This is a genomic window from Vibrio gallaecicus, from assembly GCF_024347495.1.
GTDB classification, from domain to species: domain Bacteria; phylum Pseudomonadota; class Gammaproteobacteria; order Enterobacterales; family Vibrionaceae; genus Vibrio; species Vibrio gallaecicus.
Map to the genome: position 1 here is coordinate 246,090 of NZ_AP025490.1, position 15,837 is coordinate 261,926.

Genomic DNA, 15,837 nt, shown 5'->3' on the forward strand with positions numbered 1-15,837 from the left:
CATGATTTGGTTGGTAGGTGCAGGCTTAATGTCTGTGGACTATGCGAAAGTACTGGATGCACAGCAATGCGATTATCTTGTCATTGGTCGTGGTCAATCGTCAGCAGATGAGTTCACGGCAAAAACAGGAAAAGAAGCCATTGTCGGTGGTTTAACGCAATATGTAGCAAGCTCACCAGAAATCGCGACACATGCTATCGTGAGTGTGGGTGTTGCGCAGTTGTTTGAAACGACTAAGCAGTTGATCGAGTGTGGTGTAAAACAGGTCCTTGTTGAAAAACCAGGTGGAACGGCACTTAGTGAAATTGAGACCTTGTCAAACTTGGCGGCAGAGCATGATGCTCATGTACATATTGCATACAACCGTCGTTTCTTCTCGTCGGTGCTGGCAGCGAAAAAACGTATTGCTGAAGAAGGTGGGGTTACGTCATTCAACTTTGAGCTGACTGAGTGGGCTCATGTGATTGAAAAAATTGACAAGCCGGAAGACGTTCTGAGTAAGTGGTTCCTTGCGAACTCAACACACGTTGCAGATCTTGCGTATTACCTTGGCGGCAGACCTTCAGAGTTAGTGAGCTTTGTGGAAGGACGCTTAAATTGGCATGAAGCGGGCTCTGTGTTTGCGGGCGCAGGGAAATCTGAATCAGGTGCACTCTTTAACTATGCTGCTAACTGGGAATCGGCTGGTCGCTGGTCGGTAGAAATGCTGACGAAAGAAAACCGTTATGTTTTCCGTCCGATGGAAGCGTTGCAAGTTCAGAAGCGTGGAACTATTCCTTTGATTGCGGTGGAAATCGATGACAGCTTAGACAAAGAGTTCAAACCAGGATTGTTTAAACAAGTTGAGACGTTTCTTCAGGGTATTAACGCAGAGCTGTGTAGCCTAGAAGAGCAACTATCGTTATTTTCTGTATATGAGAAAATGGCAGGGTATAAAAAGTTGTAAATAACATAATGAAGATTCTTTTTCTTACAGACTCATTGGGATACCCAAGAGTTGATGGATTTGAGACATCAGCAAAAGATGTATGGACTTATAGTGTCAGAAATCATGTCAATAAAGAAGATTACAGCGTAGAATTTTATTTTGATATGAAACCATTTAGAGACACAAGTTCATTACTGAGAGATGTTGACAATCATTGCAAGAGCTACAATCCAGACTTAATCATCCTTCAAGTTGGCATTGTAGACTGCTATCCGAGAGCGTTAAAAAGAATGGAACTCCAAGTCCTATCTAGGGTTCCATATATAAACAAATTAACAAAGAAAATAGTCAATTATTATTATAAGGATCTAGTTAAAAGAAGAGATATTGCATATGTTTCCATTGGAGATTATAGGAATAACTTAAGTGAGTTAAAATCCAAGTTTTCTGGTTCGCAATGGTTAGTAATACCTATAGCACCAACATCAAATGAATATAAGAAAAAAAATCCTTTAATTGAAGAAAGGGTTAACTTATATAACTTGGTCCAAAAGGAGGTGTTTGGTAACGATTATAAAGACGATGTATATATTGAATGCTGTTTAGATAAACTATTTCTTGAAGATAATCATCACTTATCTAGATATGGGCACAGTGTTGTTAGTAGAAAAATCATTGAATATTTGAAAGATTTCAACACGAGCGATTATTTAAAGTGAATAAAAATACTATTTTATATGGAGGAGCCACTGGGTTAGCTCAAATATTTTCATTTGTAGCACTTTTTGCATATACTTCAGAGTTAAAGCCTGATGTGTATGCCACTATTGCTATATTCGAAACGATGGTTCTACTTCTGCAATCTTGTATTAGTGGTGCAATTGATCGATCATCCCAGAGATTTTATTTAGATAAAGACCCTAATAAAGTTATCTCGACTTCAGCAACGATCGCTTTAGTAATATCAATCTCATTATTTCCCGTAATAATGCTTCTTAGTTATTACTTGGAAGTGATTGGAGAAGTTGAGATGTCAATATTATACTTCGTAGCAACAAGTTATGTATTACAAACAATAGTATTGGTTAAATATCAATTCTCAGAAAAGCCAATATGTTATTTTCTTGTGTCAGTTACAAAATCGCTTTCATTTTTGCTAAGTTCTGCATTTTTTTTATATACACTTAATATGCAGGAAGGTGCGTTTCTTCGATCCAGTTTGGTGTCGGCATTTTTGTTATTTTCAATATCATTATGGATAACTAAGCCAAACCTTACAACGTTAAGAGATACCTCCTTTGTTAGAGATATGCTGCGGTATTCCTTGCCATTTGTACCAACTCTTTTAGCCTCTTGGATTATAACATGGTCGTCAAGGTTTTTTATGGTTGGGAGTATAGAGGCAAATGAAATAGGTGTTTTTTCGGCTGCACAAAAAGTTGCAATGGCGTTTTTTATTTTCACTCAGGCTATTACGTTAGTAGCAACCCCAATATTATTTAGGAAGCTAAAAGACGGCTATAAGGACGATGCAATAAATACTATGTTGGTGAATGTGAAGTTTTTAATTGTAGTATCTTTATCACTAACATTCTTTTTGCCAGATATTCTTAATTTATTCATGGGTGAAGAGTATAGTGATATTCAAAAATATATAACATTGTTAATGTTTGTTAATTTCATTTCAGCAGTATTAGGGGTGTCTAGCAGTATAGTGTTCAACTTTTATAAGCAAACAGCACTACAAATGAAGATATTCATATTTATATCTATAATAAGTGTATCGTTGAACGCAGTGTTGATTTCTAAATATCAGATGGTTGGATTGATAATATCGATGATTATTCCTACTGTATTGCTATTTTTTATGCATTTTTATTTTCTTGATAAAAAAATAAAATTCACAGGATTTTCACTCAAGGTAATAAAGTTATGTGTGTTTTATACATTGGTGTTATTGATTGACTTCTATTTGGGGGTTATTGACTTAAATATGACGGTGATGGTTGCGTGTGAATTGTTTGTTTTGTTTTTGGCCTTATTTATGGCTGTGAGAAGTTGGCGAGAAAGTGTATGTTAAATAAGGTTTTTTTATTGTGTTGCTTTTTTCCATTTGTATCACCGTATCCTATAGAGAGTGATATCCAACCTCTTGCTGGGATTTTTGCATCACTGATAGTTGTAAAGGAAGTACTTTTTAAAAATAAAATTAATGCGATACTTCTTGTCGTCATTCTCACACCTATATTTTTGTTAGTATATAACAATCCATTTTCATCTGATATTACCATTGATTTGGGGAAACTTGTATCTCTAACCTTTGGTGCTTTTATAATCGTAGGCTTTTACTATTCTAAAGAATCGTTAACATCAGCTTTTTTCTTTAATGTAGTTACTTTCTATTTTGTATTTACCTTACTTCTTCTTTTGTTTACTGGACCGATGATTGAAATACAAAATCTAGTTATTAGAAATACTAATGCATCGGACTTTACATATCGAGGTGTAACAACCTTAGTTACGGAGCCAGGACTGTTTGGAGGATTGTTAGTTTTCTTTCTGATTGTATGTGATTTTTTATATGATAAGGGAGCAATGAATAATAAAACAAAGAGTATATCATATTTAATGATAATGTTTATGTTGTTAATGACAAAGTCGGGTACTGGCTATTTATATTTTATACTTTTTATTGGGTTTAAGTATTTTTCTGGAAGTTATAAGTTAATATATAAAATATTGACATTATCCTTCATAGCTTTCGCTATTTGTTCCTTGATTTTTTTAGGGGATAAAATTGAACCAGGCTCGCTTGGTCGCGGAGTGGACATATTATTAAGAATTAGTAATCCAGCAACACTAATTGAGGGAGATTCTTCAATCTTAACTAGAGTTGTTGACTTCTATTTAGGGTTGGTATCCATTTTCCATTACCCATTTGGTGTGGGTAATAGCGCTACTTTGTTTGAATCTAAAAATTTGATGATAGAAACACCATTTGTTAAAGATTTTTATTCTTCAAGTGGAAAAGACTTTGGAGTAAACTCATCCTTTACCGTGCTAACCATCTCATATGGGGTTATCTTTTGGATTTATATGACATTTCTACTGTTTTATTTTTCTAGGAGTAGTCTAAATGCTAAGTTTTTTTCTTTTTTATACTTGTCTGTTTCCTATTCAGCCGCATTTCCTGCTATTTGGATCCTGATTACTTTACACACTAATATTGATACGATTAAAAGAAATGAACCTATTAAAAAGGATGGCTTGTAATGATATATGTTGCATTTAGTAAAGATGAAGTTATTAATTTTCAACTTTTAGCAAAGAAAGATGATGTAATTTTATCTTATACCGATTCATTGCCTGTAACCTATGGTGATAATGTTTACGATGTGACTGATTTCTACTCTGAAATTAATTCTAAAGCTCTATCGAATGAGGTTAGATTTTTTTTTGAAAAGTTTAGCGATGGCAATCCTAATTATATCCAAGGGTACGGCAATAATTTTCTAGAATGCTCTATACTAATTTTCTTTCAATACTTCTATGCTATTAAGTTTTTTTCAAAATTGCATAATGATGTTTTCTTTAAAAATAAAATATTAGGAAAGGGCAATGTTAATTACTATTTGTCTGAACATGAGTCTCAAAGTGTATTTCTATACGATAGGTCTTCTGCACTACAGTACTCTCTAGAAAAAGAAATTAGCAATTTAGGTCTGAATTGCAAGTACAAAAAAATAAAAATTAATTTACAAAAAATTAAAAATTTAATTAGAGATATGTCAGTTTTCTCTATTAGGCTTATAAAAGCATGTAGAGTGTCAATACAATCTAAATCTAATATGGATACATTGAATGGTGACTTGTATATAATACTAAGGACTTATGCTCAATTTGAAAATGTAAAGAATATATTAAAGTCTTCATCGACTAATGTTACAGTAATTTGTGCCAGCTCATTTCTACGACATGACCTCTTGGACGACATATGTACTTGGACAAGTGAATATCCATTAATCAATGTTGTATCTTTGCCTGAGTCTAATTTGCGAAATGTATTAATAACTTATGCTTCATCATTGTTTAAAATGTTAACCTCACGTCATCATGATTTTAGCTTTGATTCTGTTAAACTTGATGTCAGTCAAGCATACAGAGAAGTAATAAACATGTCTTCCGAGATTTCTTTGTATGGAAATAGGTTGGAAAACTTGTTATCAAGTGCAGCAGCTGAATCTACTTTGTTGACATGTGAGCAAAAGTCTCCTCACGCTTACGTTGAAATATCGTCAGCAAAAAAGTTTGGATTTAAAACAATCCAGCTAATGGCATGTGATCAAAGTGCTCTTGATATACCGTATCCTATTGTAGCTGATATTTTCGTGACAGATACCCTCAAAAGAAAGGAGTTATTTACTTCTAATTGGTCAACAAATATTGAAAGATTAAGATACCTAGGTCCAATCCGAGAGTTATCTAGCAAATATCAAGATTTAAACAAATCAACTGAAAGTTATGATTATAATGTTTGCTATTTTGCCCACGTCAATGATGTACAGCAAAACAGGGATGTTATATCCATATTAGAAAATATCACCTTGAATATTCCTGAATTCAACTTTTGTGTAAAATTACACCCCAGGGACGATGGAAGTTGGATTGACGAAAAAATAATACATGCCGAAAAGGTGTTCACATCGTCAATGATTTCGAATGAAGACTTATTCGATAAATTTGATATCGGTGTCTCTAATCCCAGTGCTATTGTCATGGAGTTGCTCTCATACAGAAAGCCATTTGTTTTTATTGATGTAATGAAATCTTATAAAAATGTGGACTTTGTAAGTTGTGACGATGAATATGCTGGTTATGTTAAGGATTTATCTAATCTTAAAAGTGTATTGTATAATTCAGAGCATCTTAATAATGAAGTTGTAAAGTTAAGTGAGAGGGTTTTTGGATACTCTCCAAAGGTAGTTAGTGACATTTCCCTATTATCTGAATTATGATGTGTTTATAAATTTTCGTAGAATATAGAATTAATTATGTGTGGAATAAGTTTTTACTATAGTAATGTTAAGGCATTTACAAAAGAAATAAGAAAAAGTTTGTTATTGACTCAGCATCGTGGCCCAGATGATACTGGACTATATGAAACAAAACTCGATGATGTATTTGTTGGACTTGGTCATAATAGATTAAGCATTATTGATTTATCTGAATTTGGTAGTCAACCAATGCATGATACATCGGGCTTGTCGATAGTTTTTAATGGCGAGATTTATAATCATAGGAAATTGAGAGAATCACTTGAATTTAACGGATGCAAATTTTCTGGTTCTTCTGATACTGAAGTTATTTTAAATTTGTATAAGCAGCATGGAATAGAAGCATTCTCAATGCTTGAAGGCATGTTTAGTGTTATTATTTTTAACAAAGAAACATCATCGATACATATTGCTCGGGATTCAATTGGGATCAAACCGATTTATTATTCAGAAAATGAGGATGGTTTTTTTGTTAGCTCTGAAATAAAAGGCTTAAAACCATATATAGATAATGCTTTTGATATTGATTGTAATGATATTTATTCCTTCTTTAATACAGGCTTTATTTATGAGCCAAATACAGGTTTTAAAAATATAAAGAAGATTAAGCCTGGCTCTATACTCACAATAAATTTATTAACTAATGAGAAAGAGGAGTCTAAGCTTAAACCATTATCTAATTATAATTCAAATTATAGCTTTGAAGAAAAACTTTACAGAGCAGTGAATAATCAAGTTGTTGCTGATGTTCCTTTAGGTATGTTTTTTAGTGGTGGTGCAGACTCCAGCATCCTAGCAGGAGTATCGAATGATGTAGATTTGTTTTTTGCAGAATATTCATCCGATCCATCTTCAGATATAGATAGAGTATATTCAAGAAAAATTGCAGAACATCTAAAAAAGACAATGATTGTACACAAATTTTGTGATTCGGATGCAGACGTTGATCAATTGATAAATCAAGTTAAATTTGTTGCTGAACAGACTGAAGAGCCTATTTCTGACTATACATTCTGGTCTACTTTTCAGTTGTCGCTTGCTGCAAAAAATAGTGGCTATAAAGTGATGTTAAGTGGAATGGGAGGGGACGAAGCCTTCGCAGGTTATCCCAGATATCATGTCTTAAGATATCATACTATGTTAAACATGTTATCTCCGATTCTAAGAGTACTGCTGAAGTTTAAAGTTTTTCCGAAAAGTTTGGATAAGAAGTTCGCAAGGTTAGTTTCTTATGTATCTGAAGAAAGTTGGGGTGTCGCTTATTCCAGATTACTTGGCTACTTTAGTAGAGAAGAGCTTAAGGCAATATTTGGTAGCCATGAAGAGAAATACTTTGATTATTATTCGAAGGAAATGAACTCTATGGTTAGTAAGTTTGAAGGAAATAAATCCAATAAAGTTAAACTTGCCCAATATATGGATAGATTTGGATTTCTTTCTCATAATTTAACTGTATCTGATAAAGCAAGTATGCTTGCAAGTATAGAGCTTCGAGTACCTTTATTAGATGAATCTTTGGTGGCTCATGGTTTAAATGAATCTTCGAAAAATCTAATTAATTCTCAAGGTTCAAAGTTACCGTTGAAAACACTTCTTAGTAAATATATTCCCAAAGATATGATCGATCGACCAAAAACTGGATTTAATCCTCCTATTGACACTTTAATCAAAAATATAGGAAAGGAAAGAATTAGGCAGGAACTGTCTTATCTTGATAACGTAATAAACTTAAATTTTGTCAATAGTCTCATCGATGAGCATTTTAACGGGGAAAATAATAACTCCTACAAGATTTGGCAAGTTTTATACTTCAGATTTTGGCATGAAAATGTAATAAAAGGGTAGCTTGCTAAGTGTTAAATAAAATTATTTTTTTTTGGAATACAGTTAAACATCTTAAGTTTGGCCAGATTTGGTATCGGTTATATTATAAGTTATATAAACCAGAGGTTAAAAGTTATTATTCTCATGAAATATCACGGGATTTGTGGGTTTTTGAATCACCTCAACCTAATCAGCAAAGCGTTTTTTCTGATTTTAGTGTGAACTTTCTCTCGGTGGGCTCTAGCTTATCTTCAAAAAACATCTGGAATGATGAAAATAAATCCAAGTTGTGGCTGTATAACTTACATTATTTTGATGATCTTAGTTCTTATAATTGTGAAGAAAGGGAAAAGATACATAGCTCAATTATTCTTAGGTGGATTAATGAGAATCCACCATGTGCAGGTAATGGTTGGGAACCTTACCCATTATCTTTGAGGCTTGTAAACTGGGTAAAATGGTTAAGTAAGAAAAAACATATAGATGGTGTTATATTAAATAGTATTTGGCAGCAAGCCGATGCATTAACCCAACAGCTAGAGTATCATATTTTAGGAAATCATTTATTTGCCAACGGCAAGGCTCTTACCTTTGTAGGCAGCTTTTTGTTATCTGGTGATTCTAGGAGCTATCTTAATATGGGTCTTAATATCTTAGATAAAGAAATTGATGAGCAATTTTTATTCGATGGTGCTCATTTCGAGCTTTCGCCGATGTATCATCAAATTCTTCTTTGGGATCTACTCGATCTAATTAATTTAGCAAAAACTAGTGATGCTCTAGAGCTAAAGTTACGCCTTCCTAAGTGGACTCTAGTTGCTAAAAAGGCATTGACTTGGCTTGTCTCTATGATTCATCCAGATGGTGATATCTCCTTTTTTAATGATGGATCATTCGGTATTGGTGCCGACCCAAAGTTGATTTTTCAATATGGAGAAGAACTGGGCTTAAAGGTTGATGCTAGTTCTGAGCTTTTGGTTACTAATAAAGAGAGCGGTTATAGTAGAGTGAAAACTAATGAATATACACTCTTCTTTGATCACGCAAAGATAGGACCTGACTATCTTCCCGGCCATGCGCATGCTGATTCCTTGAGTTTCGAGTTGTCGATTGGCAAGCAGCGAGTTTTTGTTAACTCAGGTACTTCGTTATATGGCACCAGCGCTGAACGTGTTAGACAGCGACAAACTGCGGCTCATAATACGGTTTCAGTTGCCGGGATGGATTCATCACAGGTTTGGTCGGGGTTCAGAGTTGCAAAGCGTGCTTATGCACGACTAGATAAAGTCAGCACTGAAGGGCAGCAAGTGCAGCTTGTAGCAAGTCATAACGGCTATATGCAGCAAAGTCCAAGAGTTACGCATACTAGAGCCTTAGATTGTGCGCCCGATAATATGGTTATCAATGATGCGTTGTCAAAAGAGGTTCCTGCTTGTTTTCACCTACATCTTCATCCAGATATGGATGTCATTAAACTTTCAGATAGTGAACTTAAAATAATGCATGATAACGAATTACTTTGTGTTTTTGTTAGCACTGAGCCCATAGTGATTAAAGATTGCTCTTGGCACCCTGAATTTGGTAAAACTATTGCAAATAAGAAAATAGAAATAGTGTTTACTAGTGGCCACCTAAGAACAGAAATCAAAAAAATTAAGAGGGACTCGTGAGAATACTGGTTTTATCATTTTACTTTAAACCAGACCTGTGTGCTGGTTCGTTCCGAACGACCGCTTTGGTTGAGCAATTAAAGCAGCAAAAAGGTGTTGAGATTGATGTTGTTACAACAATGCCCAATCGATATGCCAGTTTTAATGAAGGTGCAGAAAGGGAAGAAGTTTACGATAACATAAGGATACGGCGTATTGATCTTCCGTTACATGAAGGTGGGATGCTAGACCAGATTAAATCTTTCAAATCTTTTTATCAACAGGCACAAAAACTGGTGAAAAGAGAGGATTATGATGTAGTTTTTGCTACGAGTTCTAGATTGTTTACTGCGTTTCTGGGAGCTCGAGTTGCGAAAAGCAAGAAGGTTCCACTGTATTTAGATATACGAGATATATTTGTTGATACCATCAAAGATGTGTTGCCTCCTAAGACTGTCTTGGTTCTAAAGCCAATACTTTCGGCAATTGAGAAATACACTTTTTCTTCGGCAAAACATATTAACCTCGTATCAAAAGGCTTTGCCGGGTATTTTAAAAATCGCTACTCAAAGATTAATTATTCTTGGTTTACAAATGGTATTGACAGTGAGTTTTTGAATTTACCTCCAGCCAACAATGAAGCCGCATCTCAAGAGAATTTAAAGCGTCTTGTTTACGCTGGTAATATTGGTGAAGGGCAAGGGTTACATACTATTATCCCTGAATTTGCGCGTTCAGTAAATAAAGGCATTCAAATTCGTGTTATTGGAGATGGCGGTCGAAAACAGCAATTGATAGACAGTATATCTGAGCTAACAAACTTAGAACTGTTACCACCAGTAAACAGGCAAGAGTTAATCGAAGAGTACTTAGGTGCTGATATTCTCTTTTTACATTTGAATGATTACCCCGCATTTGAGAAAGTGCTTCCTTCCAAGATATTTGAATATGCAGCAACTGGTAAGCCAATCTTAGCTGGGGTTTCTGGATATGCGGCCGAGTTTATAGTGTCGGAAGTTCCTAATGCAGAAGTTTTTTATCCTGGAGATCATAAAGGGGCAATTGCAGCATTGAATAAATTAGAGCTTATGCACACAGATAGGAGCGCTTTCATTGGAAAATACACCAGAGCGAACATAATGAAGGTGATGAGTAACTCAATTGTTGCGTTAGGGCGTAAATCATGAATAGGACTTTAATTACTGGTTATTCAGGGTTTGTAGGTGGTCACTTACTAAATGCACTAGGCTCATTGGAAAATGTTAATTTACTTGGACGTACTACACCTCCAAAATGTCGTAGGTATTTAAAAGCAAGTATTGAGCCTAACTCTAATTATTCATCGGTATTACAGGATGTTGATGTCGTTGTGCACATCGCTGCACGAGTACATGTTATGAGTGATACGACAGAAAACCCGCTAGAAGAGTTTAGATTAGTGAACACCGCGGGAACGCTTAATCTTGCGAGGCAAGCGGTAGAATCAGGTGTAAAGCGCTTTGTATTTGTGAGTTCAATAAAAGTAAATGGAGAAAGCACAACAGATAAGCCAGCTTTTAATGCAACGGATAAGCCAAACCCAGAAGACCCATATGGGATCTCTAAGGCAGAAGCAGAAAAGCAATTATTAGCATTGGGTGATGAAACCGGAATGGAAGTGGTGATAATACGCCCACCTCTAGTTTATGGTAAAGGTGTAAAAGGGAATTTTGCCTCTTTAATGGGATTAGTTGATAAGGGTGTTCCATTACCATTTGGTTTAATCAATGAGAACAAGCGGAGCTTAGTATCTGTTTACAACTTAGTCGATCTTATTAAGGTATGTATTGACCACCCAAAAGCAGTCGGTCAGGTTTTTTTGGTTTCTGATGGTCATGATGTATCTACAACTCAGATGGTTTATCAGATGGCTAATGCCCTAGGTAAGTCTAATTGGCAGCTTCCTATTCCAATTTGGTGTTATAGCTTAGCTGGTAAGCTATTTAATAAGGCATTGATAGTTGATAGGCTAACTGGTTCTTTACAAGTTGATATTACACACACAAAGAATACTTTGGATTGGACTCCGCCACAAACATTAAACGTAGGTTTTAAGGAAACTGCGAACTCTTTTCAAAAATCTCAGAAAAATGGTAGTGATATATGATCCGCTTAATTGATTTCTTCGCAGCTTTTTTGGGTCTGTTGTTTTTATGGCCTATTTTAATGATTGTAATAATCGTCGGCTTTTTTGACACAGGGGCTCCAATCTTTGTTCAAGAACGTGTAGGTCGCAATAAGAAACCATTTAAACTTATTAAGTTCCGAACAATGGGTATTGAAACAAAGTCAGTAGCTAGTCACTTAGCTAGTAACGCTTCAATTACTAAGCTAGGTAACTTTCTGCGTAAGACTAAAATTGATGAATTGCCGCAATTAATTAATGTAGTTAAAGGTGAAATGAGCTTAGTTGGTCCACGCCCTAACTTATTTAATCAAGAAGAGTTGATTAAAGAGCGTGATGCTCTTGGTGTGTATGATGTCTTACCTGGGGTGACAGGGTTAGCTCAAGTTCAAAACATTGATATGTCTACGCCGGAGCTATTGGCTAAAGTCGATAAGCAGATGATAGATTCGTTGAGTCTAAAAGATTACTTTAAGTATATTTTAATGACGGCTACAGGCAGCGGTTCGGGCGATGCTGTGAAAAAGTAGCTCTAATAGTAATAGTGGACACTATTAGAGAGGATTTTGGGATTTGTCGTTGTTACATTTAATTTCCATTGGTTTGAGTGTTTTAGGCGTGAGATGATTAATTGTCAAAAATCTTCTTTTTGAAATAAACTATCAATATTACTGGTGGATTCAATCTTGGGAGAGTTAGTGTGTTTATTCATCATAAATTGAAGATAGAGTAAGCCGCATCTATGATTTATTTACTTTGCTCGAGAATGAACGTCACTTTACTATATTCCCATTTATGTTCTTCATGTAACTCACAATATACCAATAAATAAGAATAACTTTATGCAACGTCTAAATTTTATCTGGCAACTCTCTCGCTTACATAAGCGGGTTATCAGTGTGGCTATCGACACTTTACTTATCCTGTTTGCTCTGCATATTGCTTTGTGGACAAGGGTGGGGGATGTGAAGTTTTTAAGTGATAATGACAATTTATTGTTAATTGGCTTAACCGTCATATCAACTGTACTTATCTTTACTAAGATAGGGCTCTACCGCGCAGTTCTAAGATACTTAACATTTCAAGCTCTGTTTGTAGTGACGGCTGGTGCAATATTATCGTCGGTGGCTTTAGCGCTATTTGCCTATTACTTACAAGAGCCGATCCCTCGTACAGTACCTATCATTTATGGTGCTTACTTAGCACTGTTGTGTGGTGGGTCTCGTCTCGTGGTTCGTAACCTTGTGGCGACAACGTCAAAAGATACTCGTAAGGAAGTGTTGATATATGGTGCGGGTTCTGGTGGTCGACAACTAGCAGTTGCACTCCGTGCTTCTGAAAATTACCGTATTAGAGCGTTTATTGATAAAGATGAAACACTAACAAATACAATAATTTTAGGCTTGCCTGTTATTGATTTGAGTAAAGTAGGGAGTTTGATTGAAAAACATGACGTTTCAAAAATCTTACTCGCTATACCAGGCGCATCTCGAGCACGCCGTAAACAAGTGTTGGATTTATTAGCACCATTACCTGTTGAGATCCAAACTGTCCCCGATATGGTAGATATAGTGTCAGGCAAATCTAAGATTGATGAGCTTACTGATGTACCCATTGAAGATTTATTAGGTCGTGATGCGGTTGCACCCCAGCAAGTGTTGATGGAGGCCAATATTAAAAATAAAGTGGTCATGGTGACAGGGGCTGGCGGTTCGATTGGTTCAGAGTTGTGTCGTCAAATCCTAAAACAACAACCTAAAGCGTTGGTGTTATTTGAGGTGTCTGAATTTGGTTTATACCAAATTGATCGTGAACTTTGTTTAATGAAAGAAGATAATGGTTACGATGTTGAAATTGTGCCACTACTAGGTTCAGTGCAGCGTTCGCATCGTTTGCTGACGTCAATGAAGTCCTTTGGTGTCCAAACGGTTTATCACGCTGCGGCTTATAAACATGTCCCTCTTGTTGAGTACAATGTTGTTGAAGGCGTACGTAACAATGTGTATGGCACTTACTACACGGCGAAAGCAGCTATTGAAGCTGGGGTTGAGTCTTTTGTTCTTATTTCGACTGATAAAGCCGTGCGCCCGACGAACGTGATGGGTACAACCAAGCGTATGGCGGAATTAGGTTTACAGGCATTAGCGGAGCAAGAGAACCAAAAAAGTAACGGTACCCGTTTTTGTATGGTTCGATTTGGTAATGTACTTGGCTCTTCTGGCTCTGTGATCCCGTTATTTAAGAAGCAGATTAAAGCTGGCGGTCCGCTTACAGTAACCCACCCTGATATTACGCGTTTCTTCATGACAATTCCTGAAGCAGCACAATTGGTTATTCAAGCTGGTGCGATGGGAAAAGGTGGTGATGTATTCGTGCTTGATATGGGTGAATCTGTAAAAATTACTGACCTTGCAGAGAACCTGATTAAGCTTTCAGGACTTTCCGTTAAGAATGATGAAAATCCTCATGGAGACATTGATATTCAATTTTCAGGCTTACGCCCTGGAGAGAAGCTCTATGAAGAGTTACTGATTGGCGATAATGTAGAGCGAACAGCCCATGAACGAATCATGACAGCGCAAGAAGTGTTCTTACCGATTAGCGAGTATGACGCGCTTCTGGAATCATTGGACTTTGCTTGCCACAATTTAGAACATGAAACGATTCGTCAGCTTTTGCTCGATGCCCCGACAGGTTTTAAGCCAACTGATGGAATTGGGGATCTGGTTTGGAATGCCGAGCAAATAGAAAAACAAACCATTGAAAACTGATTGATATTGGAAAGAGCCTAGTAATTTAATTGCTAGGCTCTTTTTTATGGGTTTGGATAAGGTTGGCTCAGTAGGAAATCTCTCGAAATAAAAGAAGAATGCATGTGACAATTTTTGTAATCAAGCGACCCTATTTTAGGGTGTAAGCTTGCTTAACCTATTGTTGATAAATAAAGTTATCCCGATACAAGTGTAAATAATTAATTTCACAACTATATTCTAAGTATTCGTAGTTATTTACTAAGAATATGGGGAAGTAGAATGAAAATTTTAGTAACCGGCGGTACCGGTTATATTGGCAGCCATACTTGCATTCAAATGATTGAAGCGGGTATCACGCCCATCATTTTAGATAATCTCTACAACAGTAAGTTAATGGTGTTAGAGCGCGTGAATCAAGTGGCTGGCATTACGCCTGTTTTTTACCAAGGTGACATTCGAGATCCTGCGATTTTACAAACCATTTTTTCTGAGCATGACATTGACGGAGTGATCCACTTTGCGGGTCTCAAAGCCGTGGGCGAATCGGTTGAAAAGCCATTGATGTATTACGATAACAACGTGTCGGGCACTTTAAACCTTGTCAATGAGATGGATAAAGCGGGCGTAAAGAGCATCATCTTTAGTTCGTCAGCGACGGTTTATGGCGATCCGGCTTCCGTGCCTATTCGTGAAAATTTCCCAACATCAGCAACCAATCCATATGGTCGCAGTAAGTTGATGGTTGAAGAATGTTTAACGGACTTCTATAAAGCGAACCCAGAGTGGAGCGTTACGCTGCTTCGCTATTTCAACCCTGTGGGCGCGCATGAATCGGGCTTACTTGGTGAAGATCCGCAAGGCATTCCAAATAACCTTCTGCCGTTTGTGGCGCAGGTTGCAGTCGGTCGCCGTGAAAAGCTTGGCGTTTTTGGAGATGACTACCCAACGCCGGATGGTACGGGCGTGCGTGATTATATCCATGTGGTCGATTTGGCTGATGGCCATTTAGCTGCGTTAAATAAAGTGGGCAGCCAGCAGGGTTTGCATATTTTTAACCTAGGTACAGGTCAGGGTAATAGCGTTCTTGAAATGGTTGCCGCGTTTGAGCAAGCTTCAAATCGCGCTGTGCCTTATCAAGTGATGCCGCGCCGCGCCGGAGATGTAGCAGAATGCTGGGCAGACCCAAGCTACGCGGAAGAAGTGCTGGGTTGGAAAGCAACGCGTTCATTGCAAACCATGGTGGAAGATACATGGCGCTGGCAATCGAACAACCCTGAAGGGTATAAGTAGTCGATTACTTATCGCATTGTCTGTTTAAAGGGCTAGGTATTCATTACCTAGCTCTTTTGTTTTTCCTGACTAGAAAATTAAAATTTAGTTATAAAGGGACGAGTGGTAATGAGCGTTGTAATATTCTGAATCAATTTTACGGTGTGATAAAACGGTACTTAATGCCTTTTCTTTC

General features: G+C 36.6%; 12 protein-coding genes. All 12 read left to right on the forward strand.

The window, feature by feature from the left end; genetic code table 11:
- Position 1: 1 nt before the first annotated feature.
- The 12 genes from OCU78_RS01105 to galE all read left to right on the forward strand — a co-directional run bounded on the left by OCU78_RS01105 (position 2) and on the right by galE (position 15,662).
- On the forward strand, positions 2 to 946 hold the full coding sequence (locus OCU78_RS01105; RefSeq protein ID WP_137374047.1) for a Gfo/Idh/MocA family oxidoreductase: 945 nt from the start codon (positions 2 to 4) through the stop codon (positions 944 to 946).
- An 8-nt stretch (positions 947 to 954) separates the two neighbouring features.
- Positions 955 to 1,647: a hypothetical protein gene (locus OCU78_RS01110; protein ID WP_137374048.1), complete on the forward strand. Its 693-nt coding sequence runs from the start codon at positions 955 to 957 to the stop codon at positions 1,645 to 1,647.
- Entirely contained in the window at positions 1,644 to 3,008 is a 1,365-nt protein-coding gene (locus OCU78_RS01115) for an oligosaccharide flippase family protein (protein WP_167494049.1), read from the forward strand. The genes OCU78_RS01110 and OCU78_RS01115 overlap by 4 nt, the downstream gene beginning before the upstream one ends.
- Positions 3,002 to 4,201, forward strand: a complete 1,200-nt coding sequence (locus OCU78_RS01120; protein ID WP_137374050.1) for a hypothetical protein — start codon at positions 3,002 to 3,004, stop codon at positions 4,199 to 4,201. The genes OCU78_RS01115 and OCU78_RS01120 overlap by 7 nt, the downstream gene beginning before the upstream one ends.
- Positions 4,201 to 5,943, forward strand: coding sequence for a hypothetical protein (locus OCU78_RS01125; RefSeq protein WP_137374051.1), 1,743 nt, complete (start codon positions 4,201 to 4,203; stop codon positions 5,941 to 5,943). Before OCU78_RS01120 ends, OCU78_RS01125 begins: the two co-directional genes overlap by 1 nt.
- A 36-nt stretch (positions 5,944 to 5,979) precedes the next feature.
- A complete protein-coding gene (gene asnB / locus OCU78_RS01130; protein WP_137374052.1) occupies positions 5,980 to 7,827 on the forward strand; it encodes an asparagine synthase (glutamine-hydrolyzing) in 1,848 nt (615 codons plus the stop codon).
- Between the two features lie 8 nt (positions 7,828 to 7,835).
- Positions 7,836 to 9,476, forward strand: coding sequence for a heparinase II/III family protein (locus tag OCU78_RS01135; RefSeq protein WP_137374053.1), 1,641 nt, complete (start codon positions 7,836 to 7,838; stop codon positions 9,474 to 9,476).
- Positions 9,473 to 10,642 (forward strand): glycosyltransferase family 4 protein, encoded by a 1,170-nt coding sequence (locus OCU78_RS01140; protein ID WP_137374054.1) that lies wholly within the window; start codon positions 9,473 to 9,475, stop codon positions 10,640 to 10,642. The genes OCU78_RS01135 and OCU78_RS01140 overlap by 4 nt, the downstream gene beginning before the upstream one ends.
- A complete protein-coding gene (locus OCU78_RS01145; protein WP_137374055.1) occupies positions 10,639 to 11,601 on the forward strand; it encodes a UDP-glucose 4-epimerase family protein in 963 nt (320 codons plus the stop codon). Before OCU78_RS01140 ends, OCU78_RS01145 begins: the two co-directional genes overlap by 4 nt.
- Positions 11,598 to 12,149, forward strand: coding sequence for a sugar transferase (locus tag OCU78_RS01150; RefSeq protein WP_137374056.1), 552 nt, complete (start codon positions 11,598 to 11,600; stop codon positions 12,147 to 12,149). The genes OCU78_RS01145 and OCU78_RS01150 overlap by 4 nt, the downstream gene beginning before the upstream one ends.
- Before the next feature lie 312 nt (positions 12,150 to 12,461).
- The gene (locus OCU78_RS01155; RefSeq protein WP_137374057.1) at positions 12,462 to 14,390 is read left to right on the forward strand and encodes a polysaccharide biosynthesis protein; all 1,929 of its coding nucleotides are present in this window, start codon (positions 12,462 to 12,464) and stop codon (positions 14,388 to 14,390) included.
- 261 nt (positions 14,391 to 14,651) lie between these two features.
- The gene (galE, locus tag OCU78_RS01160) at positions 14,652 to 15,662 is read left to right on the forward strand and encodes a UDP-glucose 4-epimerase GalE (RefSeq protein WP_137374058.1); all 1,011 of its coding nucleotides are present in this window, start codon (positions 14,652 to 14,654) and stop codon (positions 15,660 to 15,662) included.
- Positions 15,663 to 15,837 lie beyond the last annotated feature (175 nt).